We start from the raw sequence: 14214 nt of genomic DNA on the forward strand, positions 1-14214 counted from the left end.
TTGTTTCTTGAAAGACAGAATCGAACGCGCAGCCGCTTTTATTCAACAAAACTTGCCTGAATCACCAAAGATCGGCCTTATTTTAGGCTCAGGTCTTGGTATTTTGGCTGATGAAATCGAAAATCCTGTTAAGCTGAAATATGAGGATATCCCGGAATTCCCGGTATCAACGGTTGAGGGACACGCCGGACAGCTTGTGCTTGGCACACTTGAGGGAGTTACCGTCATCGCCATGCAGGGCCGCTTTCATTTCTATGAAGGCTATTCAATGGAAAAAGTCACTTTTCCTGTTCGCGTCATGAAAGCGCTCGGAGTCGAGGCTTTGATCGTGACAAATGCGGCAGGGGGCGTAAACACTGAATTCCGTGCGGGAGACTTAATGATCATTACAGATCACATTAACTTTATGGGGACAAACCCATTAATCGGGCCAAACGAAGCAGATTTCGGCGCCAGATTTCCTGATATGTCTTCAGCCTATGATAAAGATCTATCCAGCCTGGCTGAAAAAATGGCGAAAGACCTTAACATTCCAATTCAAAAAGGTGTGTATACCGCTGTGACAGGTCCTTCCTACGAAACACCGGCGGAAGTGCGCTTTTTAAGAACAATGGGTTCTGATGCAGTCGGCATGTCTACCGTACCGGAAGTGATTGTGGCAAACCATGCGGGTCTCCGCGTACTCGGCATTTCCTGCATTTCGAACGCAGCAGCCGGAATTTTGGATCAGCCTTTATCTCACGATGAGGTCATGGAAGTGACAGAAAAGGTGAAAGCCGGATTCTTGCAGCTTGTGAAAGCGGTAGTTGCTAAGTACGAATAAAAATGGAATTCAGAAAAAATAAGAAGACAGCTGTTTCTAATCGAAACAGCTGTCTTTTTTTATGTCGAAAAAGTCCTGAAACATTTTCCAACAGTGGTGTATAAAACCATTCAGCTTGGAAAAAATAAAAAGGATTATGAAATGGAGGGCTTTTGAGATGAAACGTCTTTTATCCACTTTGTTGATTGGTATGATGCTGCTTACATTTGCACCGTCCGCATTTGCAAAACAAGACGGAAAACATACATCGGAGCTTGCTCATGAAGCCAAGTCTGCGGTGCTGATTGAACGTGATACTGGAAAAGTGCTTTACAACAAGAACAGCAGTGAGAGACTGGCGCCTGCAAGCATGACAAAAATCATGACGATGCTTTTAATCATGGAAGCCTTAGACGAAGGAAAAATCAAGATGAGTGATAAGGTCCGTACGAGCGAACATGCTGCTTCAATGGGCGGATCACAGATTTTCCTTGAGCCCGGGGAGGAAATGACAGTTACAGAAATGCTGAAGGGCATTGCGATTGCATCAGGAAATGACGCATCCGTAGCGATGGCTGAATTTATTTCAGGCTCCGAGGATGAATTTGTGAAAAAAATGAACAAAAAAGCGAAAGAGCTGGGATTAAAAGATACATCCTTTAAAAACCCGACTGGCTTGACTGAGGAAGGGCATTACAGCTCGGCTTATGACATGGCAATTATGGCTAAGGAATTATTGAAATATGAATCAATCACCAAGTTTACAGGTACGTATGAGGATTATTTACGTGAAAACACAGATAAAAAGTTTTGGTTAGTGAATACAAATAGGCTTATCAAATTTTATCCCGGTGTAGACGGCGTCAAAACAGGCTATACAGGAGAAGCGAAATACTGCCTGACCGCTTCGGCTAAAAAAGGGAACATGCGGGCGATTGCCGTTGTGTTCGGGGCAAGCACACCTAAGGAAAGAAATGCGCAAGTCACAAAGATGCTTGATTATGCTTTCAGCCAATATGAGACACATCCTTTATACAAACGAAATGAAACGGTAGCAAAAGCAAAGGTCAAAAAAGGCAAACAAAAAGTGATAGAACTCACCACTTCTGAGCCGATTTCTGTATTGACGAAAAAAGGCGAGGATATGAAACATGTGAAAAAAGAAATTAAAATGAACAACAATGTAAGCGCTCCGGTTCAAAAGGGCCAAGAGCTTGGCACGCTGGTGCTGAAAAAGGACGGAAAAGTGCTTGCTGAAAGTCCTGTCGTCGCCAAAGATGATATGGAAAAAGCCGGATATTTAACGTTTTTAAAGAGGGCAATGGGAGATTGGACAAAATTTAAGTAATTATGCCGAATGATCACTAGTTTTGTCACGGTGAAGGAATTCATTCCTGCGAAATCGAAACACTCATTATCCGATCATATCAAGGAGGAATGAGCATGAGCCTTGGAATTGACATGCATGTCAAAGAATCAGTGCTTTGTATTCGATTAACAGGCGAACTCGATCACCATACGGCTGAAACGCTGAAACAAAAAGTAACGGAATCATTGGAAAAGGATGATATTCGTCATATCGTGCTGAATCTGGAGGACCTTTCCTTTATGGACAGCTCGGGGCTTGGCGTTATTTTAGGCAGATACAAACAAATTAAGCAAATTGGCGGGGAAATGGTCGTTTGCGCCATCTCTCCGGCAGTGAAACGGCTGTTTGATATGTCTGGCCTGTTTAAAATTATTCGCTTTGAACAATCTGAGCAGCAGGCACTGCTCACACTGGGGGTGGCATCATGAAAAATGAAATGCACCTTGAATTTTCCGCCCTCAGCCAAAATGAATCGTTTGCGCGTGTGACAGTTGCTTCATTTATTGCACAGCTTGACCCGACCATGGATGAACTCACCGAGATCAAAACTGTGGTATCAGAAGCGGTGACGAATGCCATCATCCATGGTTATGAAGAAAATGGCGATGGAAAAGTATATATCTCGGTGACGCTGGAAGATCATGTCGTATATATGACCATCCGTGATGAAGGGCTCGGCATTACAGATCTGGAAGAAGCCCGGCAGCCTTTATTCACAACAAAGCCTGAACTGGAGCGTTCTGGAATGGGCTTTACCATTATGGAAAATTTCATGGATGATGTCAGTATCGATTCATCACCCGAAATGGGAACGACGATTCGCTTAACAAAGCACTTATCAAAAAGCAAAGCGCTTTGTAATTAAGGAGATTTGTTATGGATGTGGAGGTTAAGAAAAACGGTAAGAACGCTCAGCTGAAGGACCATGAAGTAAAGGAATTAATCAAACAGAGCCAAGATGGCGACCAGCAGGCAAGAGACCTCCTCATAGAAAAAAACATGCGTCTTGTTTGGTCTGTCGTACAGCGGTTTTTAAACAGAGGATATGAGCCTGATGACCTCTTTCAGATTGGCTGCATCGGGCTGTTAAAATCTGTTGATAAATTTGATTTAACCTATGATGTGCGCTTCTCGACATATGCAGTGCCGATGATTATCGGCGAAATCCAGCGTTTTATCCGTGATGACGGAACTGTCAAGGTGTCAAGATCATTAAAAGAGCTTGGCAACAAAATCCGCCGAGCGAAAGATGAACTTTCAAAAACACTGGGCAGGGTGCCGACCGTACAGGAAATCGCCGAACACTTGGAAATTGAAGCTGAGGATGTCGTGCTTGCCCAAGAGGCAGTAAGAGCCCCGTCTTCGATTCATGAGACAGTTTATGAAAATGACGGAGATCCGATTACCCTGCTTGACCAAATCGCCGATAACTCAGAAGAGAAATGGTTTGATAAAATTGCGCTGAAAGAAGCCATAAGCGATTTAGAAGAAAGAGAAAAATTAATCGTCTATCTTCGGTATTATAAAGATCAGACGCAGTCAGAAGTTGCTGAGCGGCTGGGGATATCCCAGGTGCAGGTATCCAGGCTTGAAAAGAAAATATTAAAGCAGATCAAGGTTCAAATGGATCATACGGAAAGCTAGTCTGTCACTGCAGGCTGGCTTTTTGTTTTGCGAAAGCGTGGTAATTTATGGTCTTTTCAAGCGGATGAATGAGAACAAAATCGAACCACATACTACATATATAACCACCGAAAGATGGTGATCAATGATGGAACGACGACTATTTATCAGGCTTCGCCACCGCGTTTTGGCACATCCGGGGGATATCATAACGGTCGGGGATGCCGCGCAAATAGAAGGGCAGCACCTGCTGAAAAAGAAACTCTCGGCTATGCCGCTTTATCAGGTGAGCGAAAAAGATAAAAATATCGTAATTCTGGATATCATAAAAGTGCTCAAAGCCATTCATCAGCAGGATCCCACACTTGATGTTCAAACTGTGGGCGGAGCTGAAACCATTGTTGAAATTCAATATCAGAAACGGCACATATCAACTGTTCTCTTTATTGGTGTCTGGCTGTTGCTGTTTATCGGATCGTGCCTTGCCATCATGAATTTCCATGAGGATGTCAGCATGGGGGATGTTCATATTGCACTATATGAAATCATAACCGGAGAGCGGAATGACTATCCATATTTACTTCAAATCCCTTACAGCATCGGTTTGGGACTGGGGATGATTGTGTTTTTTAACCACATTTTTAAAAAGCGCCTTAATGAAGAGCCTAGCCCGCTGGAGGTTGAAATGTTTAACTATCAGCTTGATCTCGATCAATATGTGGCCATGCATGAAAATGAAGAAACAATAAAGGACCTGCATGATCGTTAGTGTATTGTTCATCATTTTTGTCGGGCTCGGCGGGGGCATCACGGTCGGGGCTGGTTTCGTGGCTTTTTTAACCGTGATGGGAATCATTCCGCGTCTGATGCAGCTCACCAAAACGATGAGATTTGTTCAAGCTTATGAAGCGGCTGTTATTCTCGGTGCGGTTTGCGGGGGATGGGAAACACTGCATATGCACCATCTCTTTTTATCAAAATGGCTTGCCGTGCCGGTCGGGCTGTTGGCCGGAGTATTTGTCGGGATGCTTGCAGCCGCGCTGACAGAAGTGTTAAATGTCCTGCCGATCTTGGCTAAACGAATCGGCCTCAGAAGTAAAATCATTATTTTATTAATGGCCATTGTCATTGGAAAAATCGCGGGATCTTTATTTCATTGGCTGTATTTTATTCATCATTCATAAGGAGGTTTTAATATGACAAACATAAAAGAAAACTACAAATCAAAAGTAAGAACATATCAGCCAAAGCCGCCTTACGTATGGAACTGTGTAAAAGCCTTTCTTGTAGGCGGTTTGATCTGCATGATCGGACAAGGTCTGCAGAATTTTTATATCCATTTTTTTGATTTTAACGAAAAAACAGCAGGAAACCCTACGGCGGCAACGCTGATCCTATTGTCAGCGTTGCTCACCGGATTCGGCATTTATGACAGAATCGGTCAGTTTGCAGGCGCAGGATCAGCTGTACCTGTCACCGGCTTTGCCAACAGTATGGCAAGCGCGGCTCTTGAGTATAAAAGCGAAGGTTTAGTATTGGGAGTAGCGACAAACATGTTTAAACTGGCGGGAAACGTCATCGTATTCGGTGTTGTTGCTGCTTACATCGTCGGAATGATTCGGTTTGCTTTTGAGAAACTGATGTCATAGGAGGAGAAAGAAATGAAATTAACAGGAAAGCAAACCTGGGTGTTTGAGCATCCCTTATTTGTCAATGCAGCGGGAACAGCAGTAGGGCCTAAGGAAAAAGACGGTCCGCTCGGGTCTTTATATGATAAAACCTATGACGACATGCACTGTAATCAAAAAAGCTGGGAAATGGCTGAAAGGCAGCTAATGGAGGACGCCATCAATACCGTGCTGCAAAAAAACAATTTGAAAAAAGATGATATTGATCTTTTGCTTGCAGGCGATCTGTTGAATCAAAATGTCACAGCCAACTATGTGGCAAGGCATCTGAAAATCCCGTTTCTTTGCATGTTTGGCGCATGCTCAACATCAATGGAAACAGTTGCTGTTGCATCTGCCTTAGTCGACGGCGGATTTGCAAATCGGGCGATTGCTGCTACAAGCAGTCACAATGCCACAGCCGAAAGACAGTTCCGCTATCCGACGGAATACGGCGGGCAAAAACCGGATACTGCGACATCTACTGTAACTGGGAGCGGTGCGGTTGTTATCAGTCAGACACCGAGTGATATTCAAATTACAAGTGCAACTGTAGGGAAGGTAGCTGACTTAGGAATTACCGACCCGTTTGATATGGGATCAGCCATGGCTCCTGCTGCTGCTGATACCATTAAACAGCACTTTCAAGACATGAACCGCACAGCAGACGACTACGATCTGATCCTGACGGGAGACCTTTCCGGCGTCGGATCTCCTATTGTCAAAGATATCTTGAAAGAAGAGGGATATCCGGTCGGCACAAAACATGATGATTGCGGGCTTCTGATTTACACCCCGGATCAGCAGGTATTTGCCGGAGGAAGTGGCTGTGCTTGTTCTGCGGTTGTAACCTACTCACATATTTTCAAGCAGCTGAAAGAAGGAAAATTAAACCGTGTGTTTGTAGTAGCAACCGGGGCGCTGTTAAGCCCGACTATGATCCAGCAAAAACAAACCATTCCGACCATCGCACACGGGGTTGTATTTGAACGTGCAGGAGGTGCATCTTAAGTGGACTATCTTTTGGCTTTTGTTTGCGGAGGCGCCATTTGTATTGTCGGGCAGCTGCTGCTGGACATATTTAAATTGACGCCTGCCCACGTCATGACATCCTTTGTCGTCATCGGGGCGATTTTAGATGGTTTTGGCATTTACGATAAATTTATTGAGTTTGCTGGCGGAGGCGCCACGGTTCCGATTGTCAGCTTTGGCCACAGCCTTCTGCACGGTGCCATGCATCAAGCGCATATACACGGATTTATCGGAATCGGTATGGGGATATTCGAGCTGACATCTGCCGGTATCTCAGCCGCCATTCTATTCGCCTTTATCGTCGCTGTTATTTTTAAACCGAAAGGATAATGCCGAGATGACGACAAAACGCAAGGTCATACTGGTAACAGACGGAGATGTGTATGCTGCTAAAACAATTGAATACGCTGCAAGAAGAGTTGGAGGGAGATGTATTTCTCAATCAAAAGGAAATCCCTCCACCCGCAGCGGCGCCGAGCTTGTCAGGCTGATTACATCAGCACCATATGACCCTGTATTTGTCATGTTTGACGACTCCGGCCTTCAAGGAGAGGGACCGGGAGAAACCGCTCTGACCTATGTGGCCACTCATCCGGCAATTGAAGTGCTCGGTGTGATTGCGGTAGCGTCGAAAACCCATCAGGCTGAATGGACCAGGGTTGACGTAAGCATTGACCGCAATGGAGAGATAACAGAATACGGCGTGGATAAAATCGGAGAGAGGGAATTCGATGAACACAGAATGAACGGGGATACGGTCTATTGCCTTGATAAACTTGATCTGCCGCTTATCGTTGGTATCGGGGATATCGGCAAAATGGGCAGGAAAGACGATATATCGAAAGGGTCGCCAATCACCATGAAAGCGGTCGAGTTTATTTTAGAAAGGAGCGGGTATCATGCCGGACAAACAGGAAGAGAAAATCCGGGTTTATCGGAATCCAGACAAAAATGAAGCTTATTTTAAAAATCGAGTCGGAATGGGAATCAGCTATGATGTAGGTGTTCGCAAGCTTACCATTTTAGACAGAGAAGTTCAGCTGTACTATTTGAATGGATTATGTGACACTGCCTTTATCATTCACTTAATGAGAGAGCTAGTTGCCATTAACAACCGGACAGGAAAAGAGGACCCTGAAGAGCTGGTCGATATCGTTGAAAACAGGCTGCTCAACGCCCAGGTCGAAAAAGTAAAAACGCTGGATGAAACCACCGACCAGGTGCTGTCCGGGTTAGTCGCAGTTATTGTCGAAGGTGCAGGATTTGCTTTTATCATTGATGTCAGAAGCTATCCGGGAAGAAATCCGGAAGAACCGGATACGGAAAAGGTGGTCAGAGGGGCCAGAGACGGATTTGTTGAAAATATCGTCGTCAATACCGCGCTTCTCAGAAGACGGATCAGGGACGAACGCCTTCGCGTCAAGATGACAAAGGTCGGCGAGCGTTCAAAAACGGATCTGAGCATTTGTTATATAGAAGACATTGCTGATCCGGATCTGGTTGACATCGTGGAAAAAGAAATTGCCGCCATTGATGTCGACGGATTAACAATGGCAGACAAAACAGTCGAAGAGTTTATTATCAAACAAAGCTACAACCCGTTTCCGCTCGTCCGTTATACAGAAAGGCCCGATGTGGCGGCCAATCACGTACTTGAAGGCCATGTCGTGATTATGGTTGATACATCGCCGAGTGTGATCATAACGCCGACAACCTTATTCCATCATGTTCAGCATGCTGAAGAATACAGACAGGCTCCTTCTGTGGGAACTTTTTTAAGATGGGTACGATTTTTCGGCATTCTTGCTTCTACTTTATTTCTCCCCATCTGGTTTCTCTTTGTTCTTCAACCGGAACTGCTGCCAGAGAATCTAAAATTTATCGGGTTGAATAAAGATATGCACATCCCGATCATTCTGCAGATTTTCTTAGCTGATTTAGGAATTGAGTTTCTCAGAATGGCGGCTATTCACACACCGACCGCTTTATCTACTGCAATGGGATTAATTGCCGCGGTTCTAATCGGGCAAATTGCCATTGATGTGGGGCTGTTCTCTCCTGAAGTCATACTGTATGTCTCGCTTGCCGCTATTGGAACCTTTACGACGCCAAGCTATGAATTAAGCCTGGCAAATAAAATGGCCCGTCTTACACTTATGATATTAGTAGCACTCTTTCATGTAAAAGGGCTCGTTATAGGATTTACTGTTCTGATTATTGCCATGGCCAGCATAAAATCCCTTCAAACCCCATACCTATGGCCACTCATTCCGTTTAACGGAAAGGCGCTGTGGCAGGTGCTGATTCGCACGGCGAAACCTGGTGCGAAAGTAAGACCAAGCATTGTTCACCCAAGAAATCGCTTAAGACAGCCTACCAATTCATAATCGCATTGAAACTGACTGAAGAGTATGATAATGTATGTCTTAATTATGAAAGGACAGTCCATAAAACTGTCCTTTTCACCCATAAGCGGAGAAAGAGGGAATGACATTGTTCTTACACGGCACTAGCAGACAAAATCAACATGGGCATTTGGAAATCGGAGGTGTGGACGCTCTCTATTTAGCTGAAACATACGGCACGCCTCTTTACGTATATGATGTGGCTTTAATACGTGAGCGTGCTAAAAGCTTTAAGCAGGCATTTATAACTGCAGGGCTGACAGCGCAGGTCGCTTATGCGAGCAAGGCATTCTCTTCTGTTGCGATGATTCAGCTTGCCGAGGAAGAAGGGCTTTCCTTAGATGTCGTGTCTGGAGGAGAACTTTACACAGCTGTTGCAGCAGGATTTCCGGCGGAGCGCATTCACTTTCACGGAAATAACAAAAGCAGGGAAGAGCTGCGAATGGCGCTTGAACACCGTATCGGCTGCATTGTGGTTGATAATTTCTATGAAATCTCGATACTTGAAGACCTGTGCAAAGAAACTGGGCACTCAATTGATGTTCTCCTGCGGATTACCCCCGGAGTAGAGGCGCATACACATGACTACATTACAACGGGACAGGAAGATTCAAAGTTTGGTTTTGACCTTCATAACGGACAAACTGAACAGGCGATTGAACAGGTTTTACAATCAGAACACATTCAGCTGCTGGGTGTTCATTGCCATATCGGTTCGCAAATTTTTGATACAGCCGGTTTTGTGCTAGCGGCAGAAAAAATCTTCAAAAAACTTGACGAATGGAGAGAAGCTTACTCATTTGTTTCAAAGGTGCTGAACCTTGGAGGCGGTTTTGGCATTCGTTATACGGAAGAAGATGAACCGCTTCATGCCACTGAATATGTAGAAAAAATTATCGAAGCAGTAAAAACAAATGCAGCCCGCTATGGATTTGACATACCGGAAATTTGGATCGAACCGGGCCGCTCGCTTGTAGGAGACGCAGGCACAACACTTTATACAGTCGGCTCCCAAAAAGAAGTGCCGGGTGTCCGGCAGTATGTAGCTGTTGACGGAGGAATGAACGACAATATCCGTCCGGCTCTCTATCAGGCAAAATATGAAGCTGTTACAGCTAACCGTATCGGTGAAGCGCACGATAAAACGGTATCGATTGCCGGCAAGTGCTGTGAAAGCGGAGATATGCTCATTTGGGATATTGACCTGCCGGAAGTAAAAGAAGGAGATCTGCTTGCTGTTTTCTGTACAGGCGCTTATGGCTACAGCATGGCCAATAATTATAATAGAATTCCAAGACCTGCTGTTGTATTTGTAGAAAACGGAGAGGCTCATTTAGTCGTAAAAAGAGAAACGTACGAGGATATTGTAAAACTGGATCTGCCATTTAAAACGAGTGTGAAGCAATGAAAAAAGCGCCGGGAATTCGGCGCTTTTTTTATTTGAATATAGAAACAATCGCGTTCCAGATGGAAACGAAGAAATCAATGATTTTCTGGATAAAGTTCTTGCCTTCATCTGAGTCTAAAAATTTACTAATCTTATCTTTCGCTTTATCAAGCTGGTCACCGACCTGTCCCCAGTCGATATCAACATTTTTCATCTTATTGAACAAGGATACAAGCTGATCCTTTTGGCTGTCTGTCAGTGTGACGTTTAAATCGGAAGCCGCATCATCCACTTTTTTCTCAATATCGGCTTTATTGTCAGGCACACCGTTTTTAGCAAACTCTTCTTTTATTTTTGCAATCAGCGCAGCCGCATTTTCGTCACCGATTTTGTCACCAAGCTCTGAGGTCGTCACAAGCTCTTGGTTGGCGACTTGCTTAACGTCTTCAGAAATCGCTTCGTCAGAAGAAACTTCATATGCTTTAATCAAGCCTGTCAAAGCCGCAGTACCGGACACTTCAAACGGAGCGGTAACATAAACCTTCGCGTCCTTAACGCCGGCTGTCATCAAGGCATTGAGGTACATTTCATCCGTAATGCCGCTAATATTATGTGTCTCAACATTTAATCCGGAGCCTTTTTTGGCAATGGTAATAGACGATGATGAAATCGCTCTTGAGCCAATTTGCGCGCTTGGTATATATTTTCCTAAATATTCGTGTTCTTCCTTATTGGTAACGGTCACGGTTGTGGCATTATCAGGGACATTCATTTCATCAAGCACTTTTTGCTTATCTGATTCTGACAAATTTGCACCAAGTGTCACGATGACATCTCCGACTGCGGCATCCGCGAGACTGACTTTCGGAATCGTCAGCAGCAAAACGGCCGCTGCCAGCATTCCAATCCATATTTTTTTCAAAGCAGTTGACCTCCTTCATTTCACAAGCAGCAGTTAAAGCTGCTTTGCGAGGACCTGAATCATGATGAAAAATACAGTTCCGATAGGTTAGACGGAGATAGAGAGGTTCAGGTTTCATTTTTATTTTGGAGAAAAGCCGGGAGAGTCGTTTTCCCAAAAAAGGTGTGGTATAATAGCCGCGACAAGGAGAGACAAGCCATAATGATGATACATAAATTTCTCCTTTGAAAATTAAAATAAAGAAAGTGGGCATACAATTGAAAACAGGTTACTTTTTATTAGAAGACGGCAACAAAATTGAATTTGAACTTTATCCGGAAGCAGCACCGGGTACAGTTGCAAACTTTGAAAAGCTTGCAAACGAAGGATTTTACGACGGACTTACATTCCACCGAGTAATTCCAGGCTTCGTCAGCCAAGGCGGATGCCCGCACGGTACTGGCACAGGCGGTCCCGGATACACAATCAAATGTGAAACAGAAGGAAACCCGCACACACATGAAGCGGGCGCGCTCTCTATGGCACACGCAGGAAAAGATACTGGCGGCAGCCAATTTTTCATCGTCCATGAGCCGCAGCCTCATTTAAACGGTGTTCACACTGTATTCGGCAAAGTAACAAGCGGTTTAGAATTCGCGAAAAACATGTCTAACGGTGACGTGATGAAAGAAGTTCGCGTAGAAGGCTAATAGGCAGGCAGAAAGCTCCCCGATATGAGGGAGCTTTTCCTTTTCGCTCACAGCCTGATCTGGCTGTGGCAGTTAACAAACAGACGTTTTTAAGGTAGAACGAGGAGGCATAGAGAGATATGAGTTGAATCCTATAGCTATGTTTCAAGTCATAAGTGTTCAACCACAATTGTATTCAATCCGACGGAACCAAAACACTGATTTTGATACGTTCAGCGGGCTTATAGAAAATGCACTGCCTACGCTGTTCCCTTCAATATGATTCATCGTAATGGGAAAATCATCCCTATCTCTTCTCCTCTCCTCTTTATACATATTAGAGACCGTATGAAATAGCTTAAAGTCAGATACACCCATCGGGGAAAAATTAAACAAATTTTAAAGTTGACATGTTTCATCCCAAACGGCATTTGTAGTAAAATGAAACAATATCAATGTCATTTTTTTGAAAAGGAGCTGCGTTTGATGAACAACAAGGGCTGTATAAAATGCGGAAGCACTGAAGCTGGCCAAAAAGAAATTGCCACAACTGGAACCGGATTGTCAAAGTTGTTTGATGTGCAGCATAACCGTTTTCTCGTCGTCTACTGTAAGAAATGCGGATATTCGGAGTTTTATAATAAAGAAACTTCAACTGCCGGCAATATATTGGATTTGTTCTTTGGAGGCTGATTAATTCTTCTCCCGATTTCATTAGGAAATGGAACAAATTGATTCTGGCAAAAGAATAAATAGATGTGAAAATTCGCTTCAATGGTCCTAATGGGATTTCTTATTGATTCGTGATAACATAAATTGAAGACCGTTGTTTATTGGAGGAACTCAGTTGAAATCGGAAAACGTTTCTAAGAAAAAATCAATATTTGAATGGGCCAAAGCGATTATTATCGCAGTTGTTCTGGCATTACTCATCCGCAATTTTATTTTTGCGCCGTATGTCGTTGACGGTGAGTCCATGGAGCCTACCCTTCATGACCATGAAAGGGTATTTGTCAATATGACAGTTAAGTACATAGGCGAGTTTAAGAGAGGGAATATCATCGTGCTAAACGGGGATGATGTCCACTATGTCAAGCGGCTGATCGGCTTGCCGGGAGACACAGTCGAAATGAAAAACGACCAGCTTTATATCAATGGAAAAAAAGTGGCTGAGCCTTATTTGAAGGCAAATAAAAAGCAAGCAAAAGAAGATGGATATGACCATCTAACTGATGATTTCGGCCCGATCAAAGTGCCTGATAACAAATATTTTGTGATGGGTGATAACCGCCGATACTCAATGGACAGCCGAAACGGGCTTGGACTCTTTACGAAAAAACAAATTGCGGGTACGTCAAAGTTTGTTTTCTTCCCATTTAACGACATTCGTAAAACCAACTAGGTATAAGCAGTTTCCTGAAAAGGAGCTGCTTTTTTATTCTTTTTCTCATGCATCCCCTAAAACCAGAACATAAATTCGTATATCTATAGAAAAGAAATTTTTGCAGAAGTGCGAAACATATTCCCGTTATGCATCGTTATATTAATAATTTACGAGAATTTACGGTTTTTTATTCATGAAAAAAAGGAATAACTCATATGAATGAATAGATTCATATTGGCTGGAGGTTTTTTAAAATGGGAAGAATAAAAACCAAGATTACCATTCTGTTAGTGCTACTGGTTTTACTTGCAGGGGGGTATATGTACATAAATGATGTTGAACTGAAAGACGTTCCGACAGCGATTGGACAAACCTTGTCCTCCGAAGAAGAAGAGTATACAATCGAGGAATATCAAGTGACAAAAATTGACGGCACCGAATATCATGGAGAAGCAGAAAACGGCACGAAGATCATCTTCAACGGAAAAAAGTTAAATCAAGATTTGTCTGATATAAAAGAAGGCGATAAGATTAAGGCGTACTTCAGCAAATCAAAGCGGATCGACGGTTTAATCAAGGTTGCAAAAGTAAATGATTAAGTGAAAAAACACCTTTCGGAACGATGGGTGTTTTTTTGATTTCTCAAATTGTAAGTTTATTTCATTGCGTACTTAAGAAAGGATCGCTATAATAGCCATTAAGGACAAATGAATAAAGATTGTATCCTTCGGGGCAGGGTGGAAATCCCGACCGGCGGTAGTAAAGCGACATGCGCTTTAGAGCCCGTGACCCGTGTGCACATATGTACGCGGTGGATTCAGTTTAAGCTGAAGCCGACAGTGAAAGTCTGGATGGGAGAAGGATGAAGAACCGCTATGCAAAATGTATCAACATGCATAGTGTTATTTCCTATTGCGTAAAATACCTAAAGCCCCGAATTTTTCTTAAATTCGGG

18 protein-coding genes and 1 riboswitch are annotated in these 14214 nt (G+C 43.6%); of the genes, 17 read left to right on the forward strand and 1 reads right to left on the reverse strand.

The genetic code is table 11. The annotated features are described in order from the left end of the window. Window positions 1-7 precede the first annotated feature (7 nt). From DIC78_RS19710 to lysA, 13 genes are all read left to right on the forward strand, one after another. Window positions 8-823, forward strand: a complete 816-nt coding sequence (locus tag DIC78_RS19710) for a purine nucleoside phosphorylase I, inosine and guanosine-specific (protein ID WP_024121928.1) — start codon at window positions 8-10, stop codon at window positions 821-823. A gap of 157 nt (window positions 824-980) precedes the next feature. Continuing rightward, a complete protein-coding gene (locus DIC78_RS19715) occupies window positions 981-2150 on the forward strand; it encodes a D-alanyl-D-alanine carboxypeptidase family protein (RefSeq protein ID WP_127696805.1) in 1170 nt (389 codons plus the stop codon). 95 nt (window positions 2151-2245) lie between these two features. Beyond that, complete coding sequence (gene spoIIAA, locus DIC78_RS19720; RefSeq protein WP_010334804.1) at window positions 2246-2599, forward strand: anti-sigma F factor antagonist; 354 nt, start codon at window positions 2246-2248, stop codon at window positions 2597-2599. After that, complete coding sequence (spoIIAB, locus tag DIC78_RS19725; protein ID WP_010334803.1) at window positions 2596-3036, forward strand: anti-sigma F factor; 441 nt, start codon at window positions 2596-2598, stop codon at window positions 3034-3036. The genes spoIIAA and spoIIAB overlap by 4 nt, the downstream gene beginning before the upstream one ends. 11 nt (window positions 3037-3047) lie before the next feature. Then, window positions 3048-3815, forward strand: coding sequence for an RNA polymerase sporulation sigma factor SigF (gene sigF / locus DIC78_RS19730; protein ID WP_024121925.1), 768 nt, complete (start codon window positions 3048-3050; stop codon window positions 3813-3815). A gap of 127 nt (window positions 3816-3942) precedes the next feature. Further along, entirely contained in the window at window positions 3943-4563 is a 621-nt protein-coding gene (gene spoVAA / locus DIC78_RS19735; RefSeq protein ID WP_106020337.1) for a stage V sporulation protein SpoVAA, read from the forward strand. Continuing rightward, on the forward strand, window positions 4553-4978 hold the full coding sequence (gene spoVAB, locus DIC78_RS19740; RefSeq protein ID WP_106020050.1) for a stage V sporulation protein SpoVAB: 426 nt from the start codon (window positions 4553-4555) through the stop codon (window positions 4976-4978). The genes spoVAA and spoVAB overlap by 11 nt, the downstream gene beginning before the upstream one ends. A 12-nt stretch (window positions 4979-4990) precedes the next feature. Next, complete coding sequence (spoVAC, locus tag DIC78_RS19745; RefSeq protein WP_127696806.1) at window positions 4991-5443, forward strand: stage V sporulation protein AC; 453 nt, start codon at window positions 4991-4993, stop codon at window positions 5441-5443. A gap of 12 nt (window positions 5444-5455) precedes the next feature. Beyond that, window positions 5456-6472 carry a stage V sporulation protein AD gene (spoVAD, locus tag DIC78_RS19750; protein WP_106020049.1) on the forward strand — a complete coding sequence of 339 codons (1017 nt, stop codon included), beginning with the start codon at window positions 5456-5458 and terminating at the stop codon, window positions 6470-6472. Next, the gene (gene spoVAE, locus DIC78_RS19755) at window positions 6473-6823 is read left to right on the forward strand and encodes a stage V sporulation protein AE (protein ID WP_003230467.1); all 351 of its coding nucleotides are present in this window, start codon (window positions 6473-6475) and stop codon (window positions 6821-6823) included. Window positions 6824-6830: 7 nt separating this feature from the next. Further along, window positions 6831-7448 (forward strand): stage V sporulation protein SpoVABEA, encoded by a 618-nt coding sequence (gene spoVAEA, locus DIC78_RS19760; RefSeq protein WP_095713213.1) that lies wholly within the window; start codon window positions 6831-6833, stop codon window positions 7446-7448. Next, the gene (spoVAF, locus tag DIC78_RS19765) at window positions 7393-8880 is read left to right on the forward strand and encodes a spore germination protein SpoVAF (protein ID WP_059293666.1); all 1488 of its coding nucleotides are present in this window, start codon (window positions 7393-7395) and stop codon (window positions 8878-8880) included. The genes spoVAEA and spoVAF overlap by 56 nt, the downstream gene beginning before the upstream one ends. 106 nt (window positions 8881-8986) lie before the next feature. After that, window positions 8987-10306: a diaminopimelate decarboxylase gene (lysA, locus tag DIC78_RS19770; protein ID WP_024121918.1), complete on the forward strand. Its 1320-nt coding sequence runs from the start codon at window positions 8987-8989 to the stop codon at window positions 10304-10306. Between the two features lie 28 nt (window positions 10307-10334). Here lysA and DIC78_RS19775 read toward each other — a convergent pair whose 3' ends face one another. Further along, window positions 10335-11207, reverse strand: coding sequence for a DUF1002 domain-containing protein (locus DIC78_RS19775; RefSeq protein ID WP_106020047.1), 873 nt, complete (start codon window positions 11205-11207; stop codon window positions 10335-10337). A 257-nt stretch (window positions 11208-11464) separates the two neighbouring features. Here DIC78_RS19775 and DIC78_RS19780 point away from each other — a divergent pair, with 257 nt between their 5' ends. The 4 genes from DIC78_RS19780 (at window position 11465) to DIC78_RS19795 (ending at window position 13858) form a co-directional block, all read left to right on the forward strand. Beyond that, window positions 11465-11896: a peptidylprolyl isomerase gene (locus tag DIC78_RS19780; protein WP_003223931.1), complete on the forward strand. Its 432-nt coding sequence runs from the start codon at window positions 11465-11467 to the stop codon at window positions 11894-11896. 465 nt (window positions 11897-12361) lie between these two features. Beyond that, window positions 12362-12568, forward strand: coding sequence for a zinc ribbon domain-containing protein (locus DIC78_RS19785; protein ID WP_010334793.1), 207 nt, complete (start codon window positions 12362-12364; stop codon window positions 12566-12568). Window positions 12569-12722: 154 nt separating this feature from the next. Then, the gene (sipS, locus tag DIC78_RS19790) at window positions 12723-13277 is read left to right on the forward strand and encodes a signal peptidase I sipS (protein WP_127696807.1); all 555 of its coding nucleotides are present in this window, start codon (window positions 12723-12725) and stop codon (window positions 13275-13277) included. Between the two features lie 236 nt (window positions 13278-13513). Beyond that, on the forward strand, window positions 13514-13858 hold the full coding sequence (locus DIC78_RS19795) for a hypothetical protein (RefSeq protein WP_024121915.1): 345 nt from the start codon (window positions 13514-13516) through the stop codon (window positions 13856-13858). Between the two features lie 120 nt (window positions 13859-13978). Next, window positions 13979-14126, forward strand: a riboswitch (FMN riboswitch). Window positions 14127-14214 lie beyond the last annotated feature (88 nt).

This window comes from Bacillus halotolerans, from assembly GCF_004006435.1.
Classification (GTDB): Bacteria; Bacillota; Bacilli; order Bacillales; family Bacillaceae; genus Bacillus; species Bacillus halotolerans.

Coding starts and splice junctions, on each gene's coding strand:
- spoIIAA (WP_010334804.1), top strand. CDS start 2,246: ATGAGCCTTGGAATTGACATGCATGTCAAAGAATCAGTGCTTTGTATT.
- DIC78_RS19785 (WP_010334793.1), top strand. CDS start 12,362: ATGAACAACAAGGGCTGTATAAAATGCGGAAGCACTGAAGCTGGCCAA.
- DIC78_RS19715 (WP_127696805.1), top strand. CDS start 981: ATGAAACGTCTTTTATCCACTTTGTTGATTGGTATGATGCTGCTTACA.
- spoVAA (WP_106020337.1), top strand. CDS start 3,943: ATGGAACGACGACTATTTATCAGGCTTCGCCACCGCGTTTTGGCACAT.
- spoVAEA (WP_095713213.1), top strand. CDS start 6,831: ATGACGACAAAACGCAAGGTCATACTGGTAACAGACGGAGATGTGTAT.
- spoVAF (WP_059293666.1), top strand. CDS start 7,393: ATGCCGGACAAACAGGAAGAGAAAATCCGGGTTTATCGGAATCCAGAC.
- spoIIAB (WP_010334803.1), top strand. CDS start 2,596: ATGAAAAATGAAATGCACCTTGAATTTTCCGCCCTCAGCCAAAATGAA.
- spoVAC (WP_127696806.1), top strand. CDS start 4,991: ATGACAAACATAAAAGAAAACTACAAATCAAAAGTAAGAACATATCAG.
- DIC78_RS19795 (WP_024121915.1), top strand. CDS start 13,514: ATGGGAAGAATAAAAACCAAGATTACCATTCTGTTAGTGCTACTGGTT.
- spoVAB (WP_106020050.1), top strand. CDS start 4,553: ATGATCGTTAGTGTATTGTTCATCATTTTTGTCGGGCTCGGCGGGGGC.
- spoVAD (WP_106020049.1), top strand. CDS start 5,456: ATGAAATTAACAGGAAAGCAAACCTGGGTGTTTGAGCATCCCTTATTT.
- sigF (WP_024121925.1), top strand. CDS start 3,048: ATGGATGTGGAGGTTAAGAAAAACGGTAAGAACGCTCAGCTGAAGGAC.